The sequence below is a fragment of the Halorhabdus sp. BNX81 genome (assembly GCF_029229925.1).
Classification (GTDB): domain Archaea; phylum Halobacteriota; class Halobacteria; order Halobacteriales; family Haloarculaceae; genus Halorhabdus.
In genome coordinates this window covers 2,424,925-2,439,778 of record NZ_CP107254.1, presented here as the reverse complement: position 1 = coordinate 2,439,778, position 14,854 = coordinate 2,424,925, and the positions used below count along the sequence as shown (strand labels likewise).

Here is a 14,854-nt window from a genome sequence, read left to right as displayed (position 1 = left end):
CATGAGCAAGGCAACCCAGAGTGAGGCCGAGACGGGCGTCACTCTCGAAATCGACGGCCGGGAGGTACAGGCACGCGATGGACAGACGATTTTGGAGGCGGCCCGGGAGGCCGGTATCGACATTCCGACACTGTGTGAGCACGCGAACCTCTCGAACGTCGGGGCCTGCCGGATGTGCCTCGTCGAGGTCGACGGCGAGCGCAACGAGACCGCGTGTACGACCGCCGTCCAGGACGGCATGGACATCTCCGTCGACACCGACGAGCTATGGAACCACCGGCGAACGATGCTGGAGATGATGTTCGCCGACCAGAACCACTACTGCATGTACTGCGAGATGGAGGGCGACTGCGAACTCGAGGACATGTTCAACCGCGCCGGCCTCGACAGCAGTCGCGTTCCCCTGGAGTACCCCGATATCGAGCCGGACACCTCAAACGAGTACGTCACGATGGATCTGGATCGGTGCATCGGATGTGGACGGTGTATCCGGACCTGTGACGAGATCGTCGGCAACGGGACGCTGAACTTCGGCAACCGGGGCCGGGAGACGACGATCGTCGCCGACGACGACGTCCCGCTTGGCGAGTCCAGTTGTATCTCCTGTGGATCATGCGTCCAGGCGTGTCCGACCGGCGCGCTGTACAGCCCACTCAGCGCCTACAAGGGCCGGGAACGGGACTGCGAGGTCGAGACGACGACCTGCAGCGAGTGCTCGGTCGGCTGTGAGCTCGAGGTCTTCACTAACTCCGGGCGGATCGTCAAGATCGAGGGCAACGAGGACGGCCCGGCCGGGGGGCAGCTGTGTGAGATGGGGCGCTTCGAGTTGCTCGCCGACGGCCGCGAGCGGATCACCGAGCCGCGGGTTGACGGCGAGACGGTCGACCTCGCGGACGCGATCGACCGTGCCAGGACGGCCCTGACCGAGGCCAACGGCGTCAACGCGTTCGCCTCCGATCGCCTGCCACGTGAGACCCTGGAGGCGCTGTCCGAGACGCTTTCCGAATACGACGCCAGCGTGGAGATTCCGGGGGCCGAACGCGCCGCACTCGAATCGGACGTCCTCGCGGCCCTCGAAGCGGAACTCGACGTCGAGACGGCCGATCTCCTCGTCGACTCGCTGCACGACATCGAGGACAGCGACACGTTGGTCGTCTACGACACGGGGATCGTCGAAACCCATCCGGTCGTCGCTTCCTACGTCCGCCGGGCGGCCAACGGCGAGACGACGCTGGTTACGATCGACGACGGGACGGATCGCCTCGAACGGTTCGCGGATCACTCGATCGAACTCGATGCCCCGACCGCGACGGTCACCGAGCAGGTGACCGATGTCTTCGAGGCGGGGACCGAGGCGCTTGCGGACGCGGCTATCGAGGATGTCGTCGACGTGTCCCTGGAACTGTCCGGGGATGCGACGTTTGTCCTCGGGCCGGATGTCGACGACGCCGAGACGATGGTCGACGTCTTCGGACTCGCGGCGACCAGCGACAACGATGTCCTCAGCCTCGGGCCGGGGCGTAACCGCGCGGTCGCGGACGTCCCGACTGACGACCTCGAAGCCGACGCCGAGGTCGCGTACCTGTTGGCCGCCGACGACCGTGGCGAGGATCTTGACCGTCAGATCGAACTCGCCCGGGGGGCCGAGACGGTGATCGTCCAGGCCACTCGTGAGTCGGCGCTGACGGAGATTGCCGATATCGTCCTTCCCGCGCTGGACTGGTTCGAGCGTGAGGGGACGACCGTCGACGCCGACGACGACCAGCGCGCGGTCGAGCGCGTTCTCGACCCGCGGGGGGAGATCGATTCCGACCGTGAGATCATCGCGGAACTACAGGAGGTGGCCGCATGAGCGCACAGACTGACGCGGAAGCCCAGGACAACGACCGGACGACCGTCGCGACGGTGTGTCTCGGCGGCTGTTCGGGCTGTCACATGGAGTTTCTGAACATCGACCACGGTCTCGTGGATCTGGTCGAGGACGTCGACATCGTCGCCAGCCACATGATCGTCGACGAGAAAGGCGTCCCGGAGGCCGACATCGGCATCGCCGAGGGCGTCGTGACCAACGAGGAGAACGTCGAGGTCGCCGAGGCACTCCGGGAACACTGTGACACCGTCGTCGCCTGGGGGGACTGTGCGGCACTCCGTGGCATCATGTCCCTGCGAAACTATCAGGATCGCGACGAGATGCTCGAAGAGACCTTCATGGGCGAGGCCGACGACGAGAGCGAGGTGCCCTTCGGAGATGACGAAGGTATTCCGAAACTCCTCGAAGACGCCCGACCGTTGGACGAGTACATCGACGTGGACGTCTACGTCCCCGGGTGTCCGCCCGACGCTGACGTCATGAAAGAGAGCCTCGAAGCACTGGCACGTGGGGAAACCCCCGAGATCGAAGGCGACAAACTGCAGTACGACTAACGAGGAAAACATGAGCAAGAAGGAAGTAATCGATCCGGTCACGCGCGTCGAGGGGCACGGCAAGATCACCATCCACCTCGACGACGAGGGGAGCGTCGAGGACGCACAGTTCCACGTCACGGAGTTCCGTGGCTTCGAGGAGTTCGTCGAGGGCCGTCCCATCTGGGAGATGCCCGAGATCACGGCCCGCATCTGTGGCATCTGCCCGGTCAGCCACCAACTGGCCGCGGCGAAGGCCGCCGACGACGTCATGGATGCCGACGTCCCCGAGAGCGCCCACAAGCTTCGGGAGTTGCTCCACATGGGGCAGGTGCTCCAGAGTCACGCCCTGAGTTTCTTCTACCTCTCCAGTCCGGACCTGGTGCTTGGCTACGACGCCGACCCCGCCGAGCGTAACATCGAGGGCGTGTTGAACGAGAATCCACAGCTGGCCGAACGCGGGATCGACCTGCGGAGCTTCGGCCAGAACGTCATCGCCGCGCTGGGCGAGAAGAAGGTCCACCCCGACTTCGCGGTGGCTGGGGGCGTTTCGAACACGCTCGACCGCGAAGACGGCGAGGAATTGCTCGAAGAGAGCCAGCCCCTCCCCGAATACCTTCGGGAGACGATCGACCTCCTGAAGGGGATCTTCGAGGACATGGACGACGACACGCTGGATTATGCCACCTACCCGACGGGCTATATGGGCCTCGTGACTGAGGAGGGTGGCCTCGAACACTACGACGGCGACATCCGGCTCGTCGACGAGGGTGGTGACCAACTCGAAGAGATCGACGACGGCGCGTACCGGGACATCATCGCCGAGCGCTCCAAGGAGTGGAGCTACCTCAAGTTCCCCTACTACAAGGAGCGCGGGTTCGAGGACGGCCAGTACCGCGTCGGGCCGCTGGCTCGCCTGAACGCCGTCGACGACATCGCGACCCCGCAGGCCCGCGAGGAGTGGGTCGAGTTCATGGACGCGGCCGAGGGGGCCGTCCACGAACGCTCGACGTACTACCACTGGGCGCGGCTCATCGAGATGCTCTATTGCGTCGAGCGCATCCAGGAGCTCCTCGAAGACGATGATGTCTACGAGGGCGCGACGAACGTCCCGACCAAGCCCAAAGCGGGCACGGGCGTCGGCGTCATCGAGGCTCCACGGGGGACGCTCATCCACGAGTTCACGATCGACGACGGCGGGATCGTCGAGGACGCCAACTTCATCGTCGCCACCACGCACAACAACGGGGCGATGAACCGCGGCGTGCTCTCGGCCGCCGAGAAGTTTGTCGAGGGCCCCGAAATCCCGGAGGACATTCTCAACAAGATGGAGAGCGTCATCCGATGTTACGACCCGTGTCTGTCGTGTTCGACCCACGCCATCGGCGAAATGCCTCTGGAACTCGAACTCGAACAGGGCGGCGAGACGGTCGCCTCGACGAGTCGCTGAGAACGGCGGACACGACACCACGACACCGTCCCACGACACGACACCACAACACCGCATCCCCATCATGAACGCACTCTTACTCGGCCTGGGCAACGATATCAAGCGCGACGACGTGGTCGGTCTGGACGTCACGGAAGCGCTCGGCGAGCGCTTTGGCGACCGGCTGGACGTCGAGACCTACACCTCCGGCCGGCTCATGCTCATCCAGGAACTCAGCGGGTACGACCGGGTGTTCCTCGTCGACGCGATCAAGACCGACGGCGGAACTCCCGGCGATTACTACGAGTTCTCCCCGAGCGAGGTCGAGCCGGGCGATGACTCGGGCGGGCTGGCAACCCACAACGTCGGGCTGGGGACGCTCCAGACGCTCGGCGAGGCGATGGGGCAATCCATGCCCGAGATCACGATCTTCGCGATCGAGGTCGAGAACCCGTTCGAGTACGGCGAGGGGATGACCGACGCCGTGAGCGAGGCTGTGCCGGCGCTCGTCGACGAAATCGGTGACGACATCGAGAAAGCGCTCGCGGCAACCGCGACGGCCTGACTGTTCCGGCGACCCTCTTATAGCCCCTCGTCGACGAACGGTGCTTCCATCTTGCCGATTTCGAGGATCACCTCGTCACCGGTGCCGAGTATCTCGATCACCTCGCCGACCACGACGAGGTCGAACTCGGGCGTTGGGCCGACGGCGAGGGCGTCGCCGATCTCGATCTCCTCGAGAATACTCTGGAAGTGCACCCGGGCACGACAGTCGGTCGGGTGGTGGACGTTCGTGAGCGTGACCTCGTCGACAGTGACGTCGACGCGCTCGTAGTTCTGGGCGACGACGACCTTCTCGCCGTCGGCCTCCTGGTCGCGCTCGAGCGCCTGGAAGGCCATCTCGGTTGGCTTGTATCCGCCACGTGGCCCCGGGACGCTATCCACGAGTCCGAGCGCTGACAGCTTCCGCATCTGATTTTTGACCGACCCTTCCGTTCGGTTTACCTTCTCGGCTATCCGGGCACTTTTGACCGGAGACTCGGACTCCGAATACTCGTTGACCAGGGTCGTCAACGCGCTCTGGTGTGGCGGGGACAGATCGAGCGTGTTCGAATCCATCAGTGATGAGTAATAATGATAGACAGCTATTTATAGGGTTCGACATGCGACATTCTGGCGCTGTCCTTCACTCGAAGTTGGCGAGGAAGTCCTCAGCCGACGCCCGCCATGCCTCGACAAGTTCGTCCTCGAAGGCGTCACCCTCGCCGACCTCGATCCCGTCGTGTTCGTCGAGCCATGCGACGGTCCGTTCGACGCCCTCCTCAAAGGAAACCGTGTACTCGAAGTCCAGATCGCGTTTGGCCTTGCTGTTGTCGAAGACCGTGCTGTACTGGAAGTGATCCCGGAGCATCTCCGTGCGGTCGGGCGCAACCTCCCGGAGGACGTCAGTCGGGATGTGGACGAGGTCGGGCTCCGGTGCGTCGAGCGCGGCCGCCACCCGGCGGTGATACTGGTTCCAGGTGATGACTTCCTCGCTGGTGACGTGATAGGTCTCGCCGTAGGCGACCTCGTTGCCGACGGCGTTGACGTACGCCGCGGCGACATCGTCACGGTGACACGAGCCCCACAGCGAGGTGCCGTCGCCGTGGACGACGATGGGTTTGCCCTGGCGAATCCGTTCGATGTAGTAGGTCCCGCCGCCGAAGGTGTGGAAGATTCCCCCGCCCTCGCCGTAGGTGCTCCACGGGCGGATGATCGTTACGTCGAAGGCACCCTCGGCCTCTGCTTCCCGGAAGCGATCTTCGGCGGCGGCCTTGCCCTCGGCGTAGTCGCTGACCGGCGGCTCGCGCGCGGCGTCCTCAGTGACCGGATTACGCTCGGGCGGGCGGTGATAGACGTCGACCGTACTGGTGAAGATGAACTGCTCGATCTCCCCGGCGAAGGCCCGGATATCGCTTTCGGCGTCCTCGCTCCCGAAACACATCATGTCGATGACGACGTCGACCTCGACGTCCGCGACTGCCGATTCGAACGCGTCGTGATCGAAGCGATCCCCGTGGATCTCCGAGACTGCATCGGGGATGTCGATGTCAGTCTCTCCGCGGTTGAAGATCGTCACGCCGTGGCCTGCCTCGACGAGTTGTCGCGTGATGCCGGTCGAGATGACGCCAGTACCGCCGATAATCAGTACGTCCATAACTCGGGTCCGGGCGGGAGCTACATGACGGTTTGGCCTCGGTTGGTCGTAGCGTTTAGTTTAGCAGGAATGGAATGTGAGTGCCAGAAAGCCCCGAGTGGCTCCGGTCGAGGGTAGCGAGGGACCGCCGGTCCCTCGGACAGTCGGACGGCGACGCCGTCCGACGACCTCGCTGTCTCCGGAAATCGAAGATTTCCGGGATGACGAGACGGACGAAGTCCGTCTCGAACCACGCTCCTCACTTCGTTGTCGTTCGAAAGGCGCTTTGCGCCTTTCGTGATGACGAGAGAGCTTCGCTCTCTCGAACCACGGTGTCCGCTCACGGGCCACAGGCCCGTTCGCGCGTGCTGAGGCGGCTCTGCCGCCTCGCGTCTAGCGTCGGCCGTCTTCCTGGAGCCACTCGCCCCTTTCAGTCCCGCCCAGGCCGGCTGATCAACCGGAATCGGGCGGGACTGAAAGGGGCCGCGCTCGCAGCGACCCCCGGCGTCCGCGGCTCTGCCGCGTGGCTCGGGAGAGCTTCGCTCTCCCGGTGACGTAAGCACCCACCGGAGCGCAGCGAGTCGCGGGAGCTGCGAGCGCGGGGGCTTTCTGGCTGTTCGCAACCGCGACCTGTTTAATAAAACACCACCCGGTTGATGGCGGCGTTTCGTACCGTCCTCGAAAACTGCAGCCAGCACAGTGTTTACCCGTTGCTCGCCCCAAGCCAGCATAGAACGCCATGAGCGAGTCCACAACCGACGCGTCCGACGAAGGCGACGCGACCATCACCCTGTACCGACTCCAGGCCTGTCCGTTCTGTGAGCGCGTTGCGCGGACGCTCTCGGAATACGACCTGGACTATCAGTCACGCTTCGTCGAGCCGCTGCACTCCGAGCGCAACGCCGTCAAGCGGGTCAGCGGCCAGCGCGCGGTCCCGGTGATCGTCGATGACCGGACCGGCGTGACGATGAGCGAGAGCGAGCGCATCGTCCAGTACCTCGATCGGACCTACGGGGAGGCCTGACATGGAGTTGCCCTTCGACGTCGTCGACCTCGGCCCGGCCGAGCATCCCCAGCCCGGCGAAGCGGCCCCGGACTTCGAGCGCCCGCTGGTCACCGACGAGTACTGGGAGGACGTCGCGCTGTCAGATCTCACGGCCGACGGTCCCGTCCTGCTCGTCTTCTTCCCGATGGACGGGAGTTTCCCGGCGACGTACATCTGGAACGAGATCACCGACCGCGGGTGGGGCAGCGACGACGACCTGACCGTCGTCGGGCTCTCGATCTCCTCGCCCTACGAGCACAAGGACTTCATCGCGGAGGCATCCCTGCCCTATCGGCTGTTCAGCGACCCACAGAATGGTGTTGCCGAGACCTACGGCATCGTCCACGATCTCGACGGGATGGCGGGCGTCAGCGAGCCCCGCCCGGCCGCGTTCCTCATCGACGGAGACCGGACTGTCGAATACGCGTGGGTCGCGGCGGAATGGCCGGAGTTCCCGGACTACGACGCGATCGCGGTGGCGATCGAGGATCTCTGAGCGGCGAGCGACACACAGACGGTGACCGCTCGTTTTCGCCGTCAGACCTCGATCTTGCGGAGTGGTTCCGTCTCCCCGCAGTAGGGACACTGGAAGTCCGCGACGGTGACGTCCTCGGGCATGTCGTAGGTGTAGTGGAGTTCGACCATGTCGAGTTCGCAATCGTCGTTCTCGCAGGCGACTTCGAGTGTTTCGGGCATACGCGTCCGTAGCGGTGGCTCCCGGATAAGCGAGTGGGTCACGGCAGCGATCGATCCTGGTCAGCCTCACCACTCCTGAGGTAGAAACGGTGGCTGCGGGGAGTAAGCCCCCTTCTGTTGTCGGCATTCGGCTACGCGTCCGCGTCGTGTCCGGGCTACCAGTCACGCGGACTTGCACCGGCGAGGATTCGCCGTTCCATCCGTTCTCGCCCGTCGACGCGCCGGATGGCGCGCCCAGTTCGTCGCGAGCGTGGGGCCCGTAGGGTTCCACGTCGCGACGCGCCCTCGGTGGGTTGGGCTTCCCGTCGTTTGTTCGCCCGGCCGACCGGCCGCCTTGCGACGGGGATCGACCGCACTTTGTCACTCAGGGGTCACACACCTCATCGGTCGGGGCGAGTGGTCTCGTTTCTGTTCCAGCGCCGGCGGTCTCCCGCCCCGGGCTTGCGCCCGGTCGCCTGCCCGGACGGTGGGGGGACTTTCCTCATGCCCGTTGGCCGCGTTCCGACGCTGTCGGAACGCACGTCCCGGGCACGGGAGCCGGGCTCCCGCTGCCACTCGAGGATAGGCCGGCAGGGGGATTAAGGGGTTCGATCGGTCGACCGGCCGTTGGTTGGGTGGCTTATAGCGCGCCCTTGACTTCCTGGAGGAACTGCTGGGGCGGGAGCGCACCCGTGAACTCGCCGTCGGTCCCGTTGACGTTGATCTGAGGGACGCCCCGGACGCCGAACTCTTCGGAGAGCTCCATGAACTCCTGGGATTCGACCGAGTTGGCGGTGATGTTCTCGTTGGCCACGGCGAAGTTGTGCGCCGTCTGGACTGCCTTCGGGCAATGCGGGCAGGTCGGCGTCACGAAGACGGTGATCTCGACCGGGTCGTCGATTTCGGCGATCTCTTCGAGGACGCTCTCGTCAATATTGGGCTCGCCGGTTGAGACCGTGATCATGTCCTGGAGGAACGAACTGAACTCCTGACCCGAGGGGATCCCGAAATACCGGACGCCATCGATATCCTCGCGGGTGATGACCGTCACGGGGCCGCCCTCGTAGCGATCAGCGCCGAGGTCGCTCGCCAGCGGGTCGTCCATGTCGTGGACGCCCATCTCGACCGCGTCACTGAGATCGGCAACGTCCTCGACCAGTGCCACCGTCTCTTCACAGTACTCACAATCGTCCTGGGTGAAGACGTGGATGTCGATCGGCTCGTCCATGTCTTCGAGTAGCTCCGAGACTTCCGCTCTATCGTCGTCGTCGAGTATTGACATCGTACCTTCGCTAGCAGCTACAGCGCAATTATATTTTGCGATATACACAATACCACGCAATCAATGTGGACAGACCGAACGAATTTGGATCAATCCGGAAGACAGAGACGCTCACTCCGGGGCCTGAACCGGGATCGTCACTTCGTCGCCCTCGAGGCCCTCGAGGCCCTCGACGTCGGCCGTGATCCTCACCTCGCCGGATTCACGCCCGGCCTGGACGATCGCCAGCGCCGTTCCGTGGTAGGCCGACCGCCGGGAGTCGGTGTAGGACTCGTTGCTGGCCAGGTCGCCGTTGTCGACGCCGGCGAGGTCGCCAGCGCCGCTGACGGAGCATTCGATCTCGTGGTCGGCCCGCGGCACGACGACGCCCCCGTCGTCGACGATCCGCGCGTCGACGTACACCAGATCCTGCCCGTCGGCCGTGATGGCCTCGCGGTCGGGATCGAGTTCGACCTGGGCGGGCTCGCCCGCCGTCTGGAGTTCGTGAGTCGCGACGACCTCGCCGTCGGTCTCCGCCACGGCCCGCAACGTCCCCGACTCGTAGGGGACGTACCACTCGATCATGTGGTCGGGGTTGTCCGCGAGGTGCTGGACGCCGAGGCGCTCGTCGTTCTGATAGAGCGTCACCGTCTCGGCGTTGGTGAACGTCACGACGTGGACGAACCCGCGGGAGTCCTCGCGGTCGGGGAACGTCCAGTGACCGGCGAGCGCCGGCCAGGACCACGCCGGCCGGGCCGGCGCGCGCTCGCGGGCGGGATCGAACGCCGCGATCTCGACCATCGGTTCGTCGCTCCAGACGCTCCGATGGAAGGCGGCCGGCGGCTTGGGGACGCCACAGGTGTCGATCAAGCCGGTCGGCCAGCCCTTGCTCGGCCACTCGCGCGCCTCTCCGAGATAGTCGAAGCCGCTCCAGATGAACTGCCCGACGACATCGTCGCGCTCGGCGACGTCGAACCACGGGTTCTCCGGGACGAACGCCAGCGGATCGTCGCCCGACCCCCGGAAGAACGGCCGGCACTCCGAACCGACGATCGGCACGTCGACGCCCCGCTCGCGGAGGTCGTCGTAGTGGTGTTCCATGTAGTTGCCCGAGAAGAGATCGACCCGCTCGGCGACAGCTTCGGCGTTCTCGAGGATCCCCTCGCGCCCGTCGCCCCAGGCCGGGCTGCCGTAGGTCGCCGGCCGCGTCGGATCGAGGTCGTTGGCTGCCTCGACCAGCATTTCCAGATCGTCGAGCATTCCCGGGTCGCCGTGGTCGTAGCTCTCGTTGCCGACGCTCCAGGCGATCACCGACGGGTGGTTGCGGTCCCGGCGGATCATCGCTTCGAGATCCTCGCGCCACCAGTCGTCGAAGAATTTCCCGGTCTTCTCGTGACGCCACTTGTCGAACGCTTCGTCGATGACCAGAAAGCCCATGCGGTCACAGAGATCCAGGAGTTCGGGCTGGGGCGGATTGTGGGCGGTCCGGATGGCATTCGCGCCCATCTCGGCGAGGGTCTCCAGGCGGCGTTCGAGCGCACGCTCGGGCACGGCGGCCCCGAGCGCCCCGGCGCTGTGGTGGAGGTTGACTCCCTTGAGGGTCATCGGCTCGCCGTTGAGCAACAACCCCTCGTCGGCCGAGAACGTGACCGTCCGGATTCCGAAGGGCGTCACGTAGTCGTCGACCGCTTCGCCCGCCGTCTCCGCTGTCCCGTCCGGGTCCTGGCGGTGGACGACGCTTCGGACGTGATACCGTTCGGGCGTCTCCGGCGACCACAACGCGGGATCCGCGACGGCGAGTTCCTGCTCGAACGTGTGTTGCTGTCCGGCGGCGAGTCGCTGCTCGGTCGCGGCCTCGGCGACGACCTCGCCCGCCGGGTCGTAGACAGTCGTCGAGAGCGTACAGACGGCCCCCTCCTCGGCGTCGTTGGCGACCGTGGTGTGGACGTCCACTCGCGCACGACGGTCCGTCACGGCCGGCGTGCGGACGTCTGTGCCCCACGGGACAACGTGGAGTGGTGCGGTCTCGATCAGGTGGACGTGCCGGTAAATGCCCGAGCCGGAGTACCACCGGCAGTTCGGCAGGTCGGTATTGTCGACCCGGACGGCGAGTGTCTCGCTACTCTCGACCCCGCTGACGTCGTGATTGAAACTCGTGTATCCGTTCGGCCGGTTGCCGACGTGCTCGCCATTGAGATAGACGTCGCTGTCTCGATAGATGCCGTCAAAGCGGAGGTAGACGGTCTCGCCCTCGACGTCGCTCGGGAGCGAGCGACGGTACCACCCGACGCCCCCGGGCAGAAACGCCCCCGCCGCGCCCGCCGGGTTGTCCGGGTCGAAGGGTCCCTCGATGCTCCAGTCGTGTGGCACGTCGACGGATCGCCACTCGGCGTCGTCGAAATCGGGGGCGGCCGCCCCGTCGATCTCGCCCTGGTGGAATCGCCAACCCGTTTCGAGTCGGCGGATCCGTCGGTACTGTTCGGTCGGTCCCGGGTGGCCGGTCATACCGTTCGGGGTACGAAAACGACCGAGTTAAGCGTGGTGACCGTTCAGCGAACAGCGAACTGGGCGACAATCAGCGGCCGAGAAAACCGGTCCGTGGGGTTTCGGAACCTGTCCGTCAGGCCGACGCCTGCCGTTTCTGCCAGGCAGCGATGAACCGAAGGAGGATGTCGAAAAACAGCCCCAGGAGGATAAACGAAAAGCCCCACACGCCGAACATGCCGGCGAGGACGTTGTTGACTCCCTGGAGGACCAACGCACCGAACACCATGAACAGTGCCCCGAAGATGGCAACCGTCAGCGAAACGTGACTGCTCGTCCAGTACCAGACGGCCAACAGTACCATCTGGATCCCGGTCGCTTCCTGCCTGGCCGAATTGAGTGCCCGAATCTCTACCATAGTTCAAACATACGTAATCGGGTATTTGTATCTTGTGGAGTCCAGCCGATCCGCACACGGGTCGGCGTCGAAACCGCAAGTCGACGACAGCATCGAGTGGTTCCTTGAGGGCGCTACATTCCGGGTGCGCCGCCATCGTCGTCGCCGCTGGTCGAGAGGTCGCCGGCGGAGACGACGTCGTCGATCCGGAGAATCATCCGTGCCGCCTCGATCGCGGCGTCGATCGCCGTTGCCTTCACGCGACGGGGTTCGACGACGCCGTGTTCGACTGCGTCGATGAGTGCACCGGTCTCGGCGTCGACCCCGGCGGTGCTGTCGCCATCGTGGTGGCGCGCCCGGAGGTCGACCAGCGCGTCGATCGGGGAGTGGCCGGCGTTCTCCGCGAGCGTCCGTGGCGAAATGTCGAGCGCGTCGGCGAACGCCTCGACGGCGAGTTGCTCGCGCCCACCGATCCCGTCGGCTGCGTCTTCGAGTGCGAGGGCGAGTTCGATTTCGACGGCCCCGGCACCCGGAAGGATCTCGCCGTCCTCGATGGCCGCCGCGAGCACGTCGAGGCTATCCTCGAGGGCACGTTCGACCTCGTCGACGACGTGGTCGGTCCCACCCCGGAGGACGATCGTTCCAGCCACGCTGTCGACGTCGGTGAAGGAAGTGATCCGCTCGGGTCGGGCGTCGCCACGCCACAGCGGCATCCTGATCCGCTCCTGGCCGACCGTGCCGGCCTCGCCCAGATCCGCAGCTGTCGCGGTTTCGAGATCGGAGACCCGCGAGGCACCCGTCGCCTCGGCGAGTCGGCGTCGGTCCTCGTCGTCGACCCGGCGCAGCGCCATGACGCCTGCCTCGGCGAGCAGCTCCTGGGCCGGATCGTCGATCCCGCCTTCGGTCAACAGCACGTCCACACCGGTATCGAGAACGCGATCGACGTCCTCTTGAAGTGCCTCCCGCTCCCGTTCGACGTACTCCGTGACGTCGTCGAAATTCGAGACGGTGGTCTCGGTGGATGTCTCGAGTTCCGGTGTCTCGATCGCCCCCTCGTAGATGAGGACGTTGGCGTCTTCGAAGTCACTCGGCATCGCGTCGTTGGCGGGGTTCTTGTCGATCGTGACGCCCTCGACCAGCCGGGAGTCCGCGAGGTTGCCGCCCGCGAAGGGCTTGATCGTGATCGCGTCACGATCGACTGTGCCGTCCTCCCGGACGGCCGTCCGGATCGCCTCGACGACGAGCGACGTGAGGTGGTCCTTTTCGGATTCGGCCCCCTTGCCGGTCATCGCCGTCGACGCGATCGCTTCGAGGACATCCGTGTCGTCGACGTCGAGGTCCATCGCCACGTCATCGAGGACGTCCTCGACGTGCTCGCCTGCCTGCTCGAACCCGGCGGCGACCGTTGTCGGGTGGACATCGTTGTCGAGTAGCTCCTCGGCAGCCTGGAGCAGTGCGCTCGTGAGGATCACGGCCGAGGTCGTCCCATCGCCGACCGCCTGCTCCTGACTTTGGGCGACTTCGACGACCATGTCGGCCGCCGGGTGCTCGACTTCCATCTCGTCTAAGATCGTCACGCCGTCGTTCGTGACGACGGTGTCGCCCGTCGAATCGACGAGCATCTTGTCCATTCCCATCGGGCCGAGTGTCGTCCGAACGGCCTCGCCCATCGCCTGGGCCGCCGTCAGGTTCATCGAACGCGCGTCCCGACCGTCGATGCGCTGGGACTCATCCGAGAGCACCGAAAGCGTCGGGTCGCCAGCCTGTTGTGCCATATTGTCTAGGAGGCCACTCGACGGCTATAAATCTGTTTTTTCGTCCACAAACACGGCGACAAAAAAGGCGGGTGGGCTCTAGTCGTCCGCAGGCTCTTCGTCTTCGAGGCTCGAGGTGAAGCCGAGTTCCTCGCGGTCCGTGAGTTCCTCGCTTTGCCAGTACTCGTGGTTGTCCAGCGCCCGGAAGCACTTCGTCTCGGTGCCGTCGGCGTCGTACATGTCCGGTTCCTGCTTTTTACAGACCTCGCGGGCGTGCTCACACCTGGTGTGGAACTTACAGCCCTCCGGCGGGTCGGACGGATCGGGAATGTCGATCCGGCGAACCGGCGGCTGCATGTGCATGGTCTCGCTGGCCACGTCCGGATCGGCCGGCGGCGTCGACCACCGCAACACCTTCGTGTAGGGGTGGGTCGGGTTCTCGATGAGTTCGTCGGGGCCGCCGATCTCGACGATGTCCCCGAGGTACATCACGGCGATACGGCCGTCTGACTTCTTCGTGAGATAGCGGGCGTTCGCCAGGTCGTGGGAGACGAACACGAAGGAGGTCCCGAACATCTCCTGGAGTTCGAGCAGCAGGTCCATCATCTCGACGCGCAGGGAGACGTCCAGCGCCGAGACCGCCTCGTCCGCAAGCACGAGGTCGGGATTCGTCAACAGCGCCCGCCCGAGGACGACCCGCTGCTGTTCGCCACCCGACAGCTGGTGGGGGAACCGTTCGGCGTAGTCCTCGACCGGCGTCATCCCGACGTATTCGAGGTAGTGATAGATCGTCTCGAGTCGCTCGTCGGGCCCGAGCTCCTTGCGCCACTTCTTGAGTGGGTCAGCCAGCGACGCACGCACCCGTCGCGAAGAGTTGAGCGCGCTCGCGGGGTCCTGATGGATGATCTGGAGCGCCTGCTGGATCGTATCCTTCGGGATCTTCACGTCGTCGGCCCGATCCTTCGCGTCCCAAATGTCCTGGCCGCGGTACTTGATTGACCCGCCGGTCGGTCGCTGGAGGCCGATCGCGGCTTTGCCGAGTGTGGTTTTCCCACAGCCACTTTCGCCGACCAGCGCGATGATGTCGTCCTCCTCGATGTCCAGGGAGATGCCGTCGACGGCTCGGACGACCTCCTCGGAGAGTGCGCTCCGGATGATGCCGCCGGGCTTGAAGTGGACCTCGACGTCGTCCATCGAGAGCAGTGGTTCGTCTGATTCAGTTTCGCTCAT

The 14,854-nt window shown here is 65.1% G+C and carries 14 protein-coding genes and 1 other RNA gene; 6 read left to right on the top strand and 9 right to left on the bottom strand.

What is annotated here, in order from left to right:
• The first annotated feature begins 1 nt into the window (after position 1).
• From HBNXHr_RS12275 to HBNXHr_RS12260, 4 genes are all read left to right on the top strand, one after another.
• Positions 2–1,852 (top strand): 2Fe-2S iron-sulfur cluster-binding protein, encoded by a 1,851-nt coding sequence (locus HBNXHr_RS12275; RefSeq protein ID WP_275737927.1) that lies wholly within the window; start codon positions 2–4, stop codon positions 1,850–1,852.
• Positions 1,849–2,424, top strand: coding sequence for an NADH:ubiquinone oxidoreductase (locus HBNXHr_RS12270; protein ID WP_275882349.1), 576 nt, complete (start codon positions 1,849–1,851; stop codon positions 2,422–2,424). The genes HBNXHr_RS12275 and HBNXHr_RS12270 overlap by 4 nt, the downstream gene beginning before the upstream one ends.
• Positions 2,425–2,434: 10 nt before the next feature.
• Positions 2,435–3,853, top strand: a complete 1,419-nt coding sequence (locus HBNXHr_RS12265) for a Ni/Fe hydrogenase subunit alpha (protein WP_275737930.1) — start codon at positions 2,435–2,437, stop codon at positions 3,851–3,853.
• Between the two features lie 64 nt (positions 3,854–3,917).
• Positions 3,918–4,397 (top strand): hydrogenase maturation protease, encoded by a 480-nt coding sequence (locus tag HBNXHr_RS12260; RefSeq protein ID WP_275737932.1) that lies wholly within the window; start codon positions 3,918–3,920, stop codon positions 4,395–4,397.
• Between the two features lie 17 nt (positions 4,398–4,414).
• On the opposite strand, the gene HBNXHr_RS12255 is transcribed toward HBNXHr_RS12260, so the two are convergent.
• Together HBNXHr_RS12255 and HBNXHr_RS12250 are read right to left on the bottom strand one after the other, a co-directional pair.
• On the bottom strand, positions 4,415–4,951 hold the full coding sequence (locus HBNXHr_RS12255; RefSeq protein WP_275737934.1) for an Rrf2 family transcriptional regulator: 537 nt from the start codon (positions 4,949–4,951) through the stop codon (positions 4,415–4,417).
• 67 nt (positions 4,952–5,018) lie between these two features.
• Positions 5,019–6,029: an NAD-dependent epimerase/dehydratase family protein gene (locus HBNXHr_RS12250; RefSeq protein WP_275882348.1), complete on the bottom strand. Its 1,011-nt coding sequence runs from the start codon at positions 6,027–6,029 to the stop codon at positions 5,019–5,021.
• A 718-nt stretch (positions 6,030–6,747) separates the two neighbouring features.
• On the opposite strand from HBNXHr_RS12250, the gene HBNXHr_RS12245 reads away from it, so the two are divergent.
• Both HBNXHr_RS12245 and HBNXHr_RS12240 read left to right on the top strand, forming a co-directional pair.
• The gene (locus HBNXHr_RS12245; RefSeq protein ID WP_275882347.1) at positions 6,748–7,032 is read left to right on the top strand and encodes a glutathione S-transferase N-terminal domain-containing protein; all 285 of its coding nucleotides are present in this window, start codon (positions 6,748–6,750) and stop codon (positions 7,030–7,032) included.
• A 1-nt stretch (position 7,033) separates the two neighbouring features.
• Entirely contained in the window at positions 7,034–7,549 is a 516-nt protein-coding gene (locus tag HBNXHr_RS12240) for a redoxin domain-containing protein (RefSeq protein WP_275882346.1), read from the top strand.
• Positions 7,550–7,590: 41 nt separating this feature from the next.
• Here the strand turns inward: HBNXHr_RS12240 and HBNXHr_RS12235 are convergent, their stop codons facing one another.
• From HBNXHr_RS12235 to HBNXHr_RS12205, 7 genes are all read right to left on the bottom strand, one after another.
• Positions 7,591–7,749, bottom strand: a complete 159-nt coding sequence (locus tag HBNXHr_RS12235) for a hypothetical protein (protein WP_015789847.1) — start codon at positions 7,747–7,749, stop codon at positions 7,591–7,593.
• A gap of 91 nt (positions 7,750–7,840) precedes the next feature.
• Positions 7,841–8,302: RNase P RNA component (gene rnpB / locus HBNXHr_RS12230), an RNA gene on the bottom strand.
• A gap of 66 nt (positions 8,303–8,368) precedes the next feature.
• Entirely contained in the window at positions 8,369–9,010 is a 642-nt protein-coding gene (locus tag HBNXHr_RS12225; protein ID WP_275882345.1) for a thioredoxin family protein, read from the bottom strand.
• A 111-nt stretch (positions 9,011–9,121) separates the two neighbouring features.
• Positions 9,122–11,494, bottom strand: coding sequence for a glycoside hydrolase family 2 TIM barrel-domain containing protein (locus tag HBNXHr_RS12220; protein WP_275882344.1), 2,373 nt, complete (start codon positions 11,492–11,494; stop codon positions 9,122–9,124).
• A 115-nt stretch (positions 11,495–11,609) separates the two neighbouring features.
• Entirely contained in the window at positions 11,610–11,891 is a 282-nt protein-coding gene (locus HBNXHr_RS12215; RefSeq protein WP_275882343.1) for a hypothetical protein, read from the bottom strand.
• 113 nt (positions 11,892–12,004) lie between these two features.
• Positions 12,005–13,645, bottom strand: a complete 1,641-nt coding sequence (thsA, locus tag HBNXHr_RS12210) for a thermosome subunit alpha (RefSeq protein ID WP_275882342.1) — start codon at positions 13,643–13,645, stop codon at positions 12,005–12,007.
• Between the two features lie 78 nt (positions 13,646–13,723).
• Positions 13,724–14,854, bottom strand: coding sequence for an ABC transporter ATP-binding protein (locus HBNXHr_RS12205; RefSeq protein WP_275882341.1), 1,131 nt, complete (start codon positions 14,852–14,854; stop codon positions 13,724–13,726).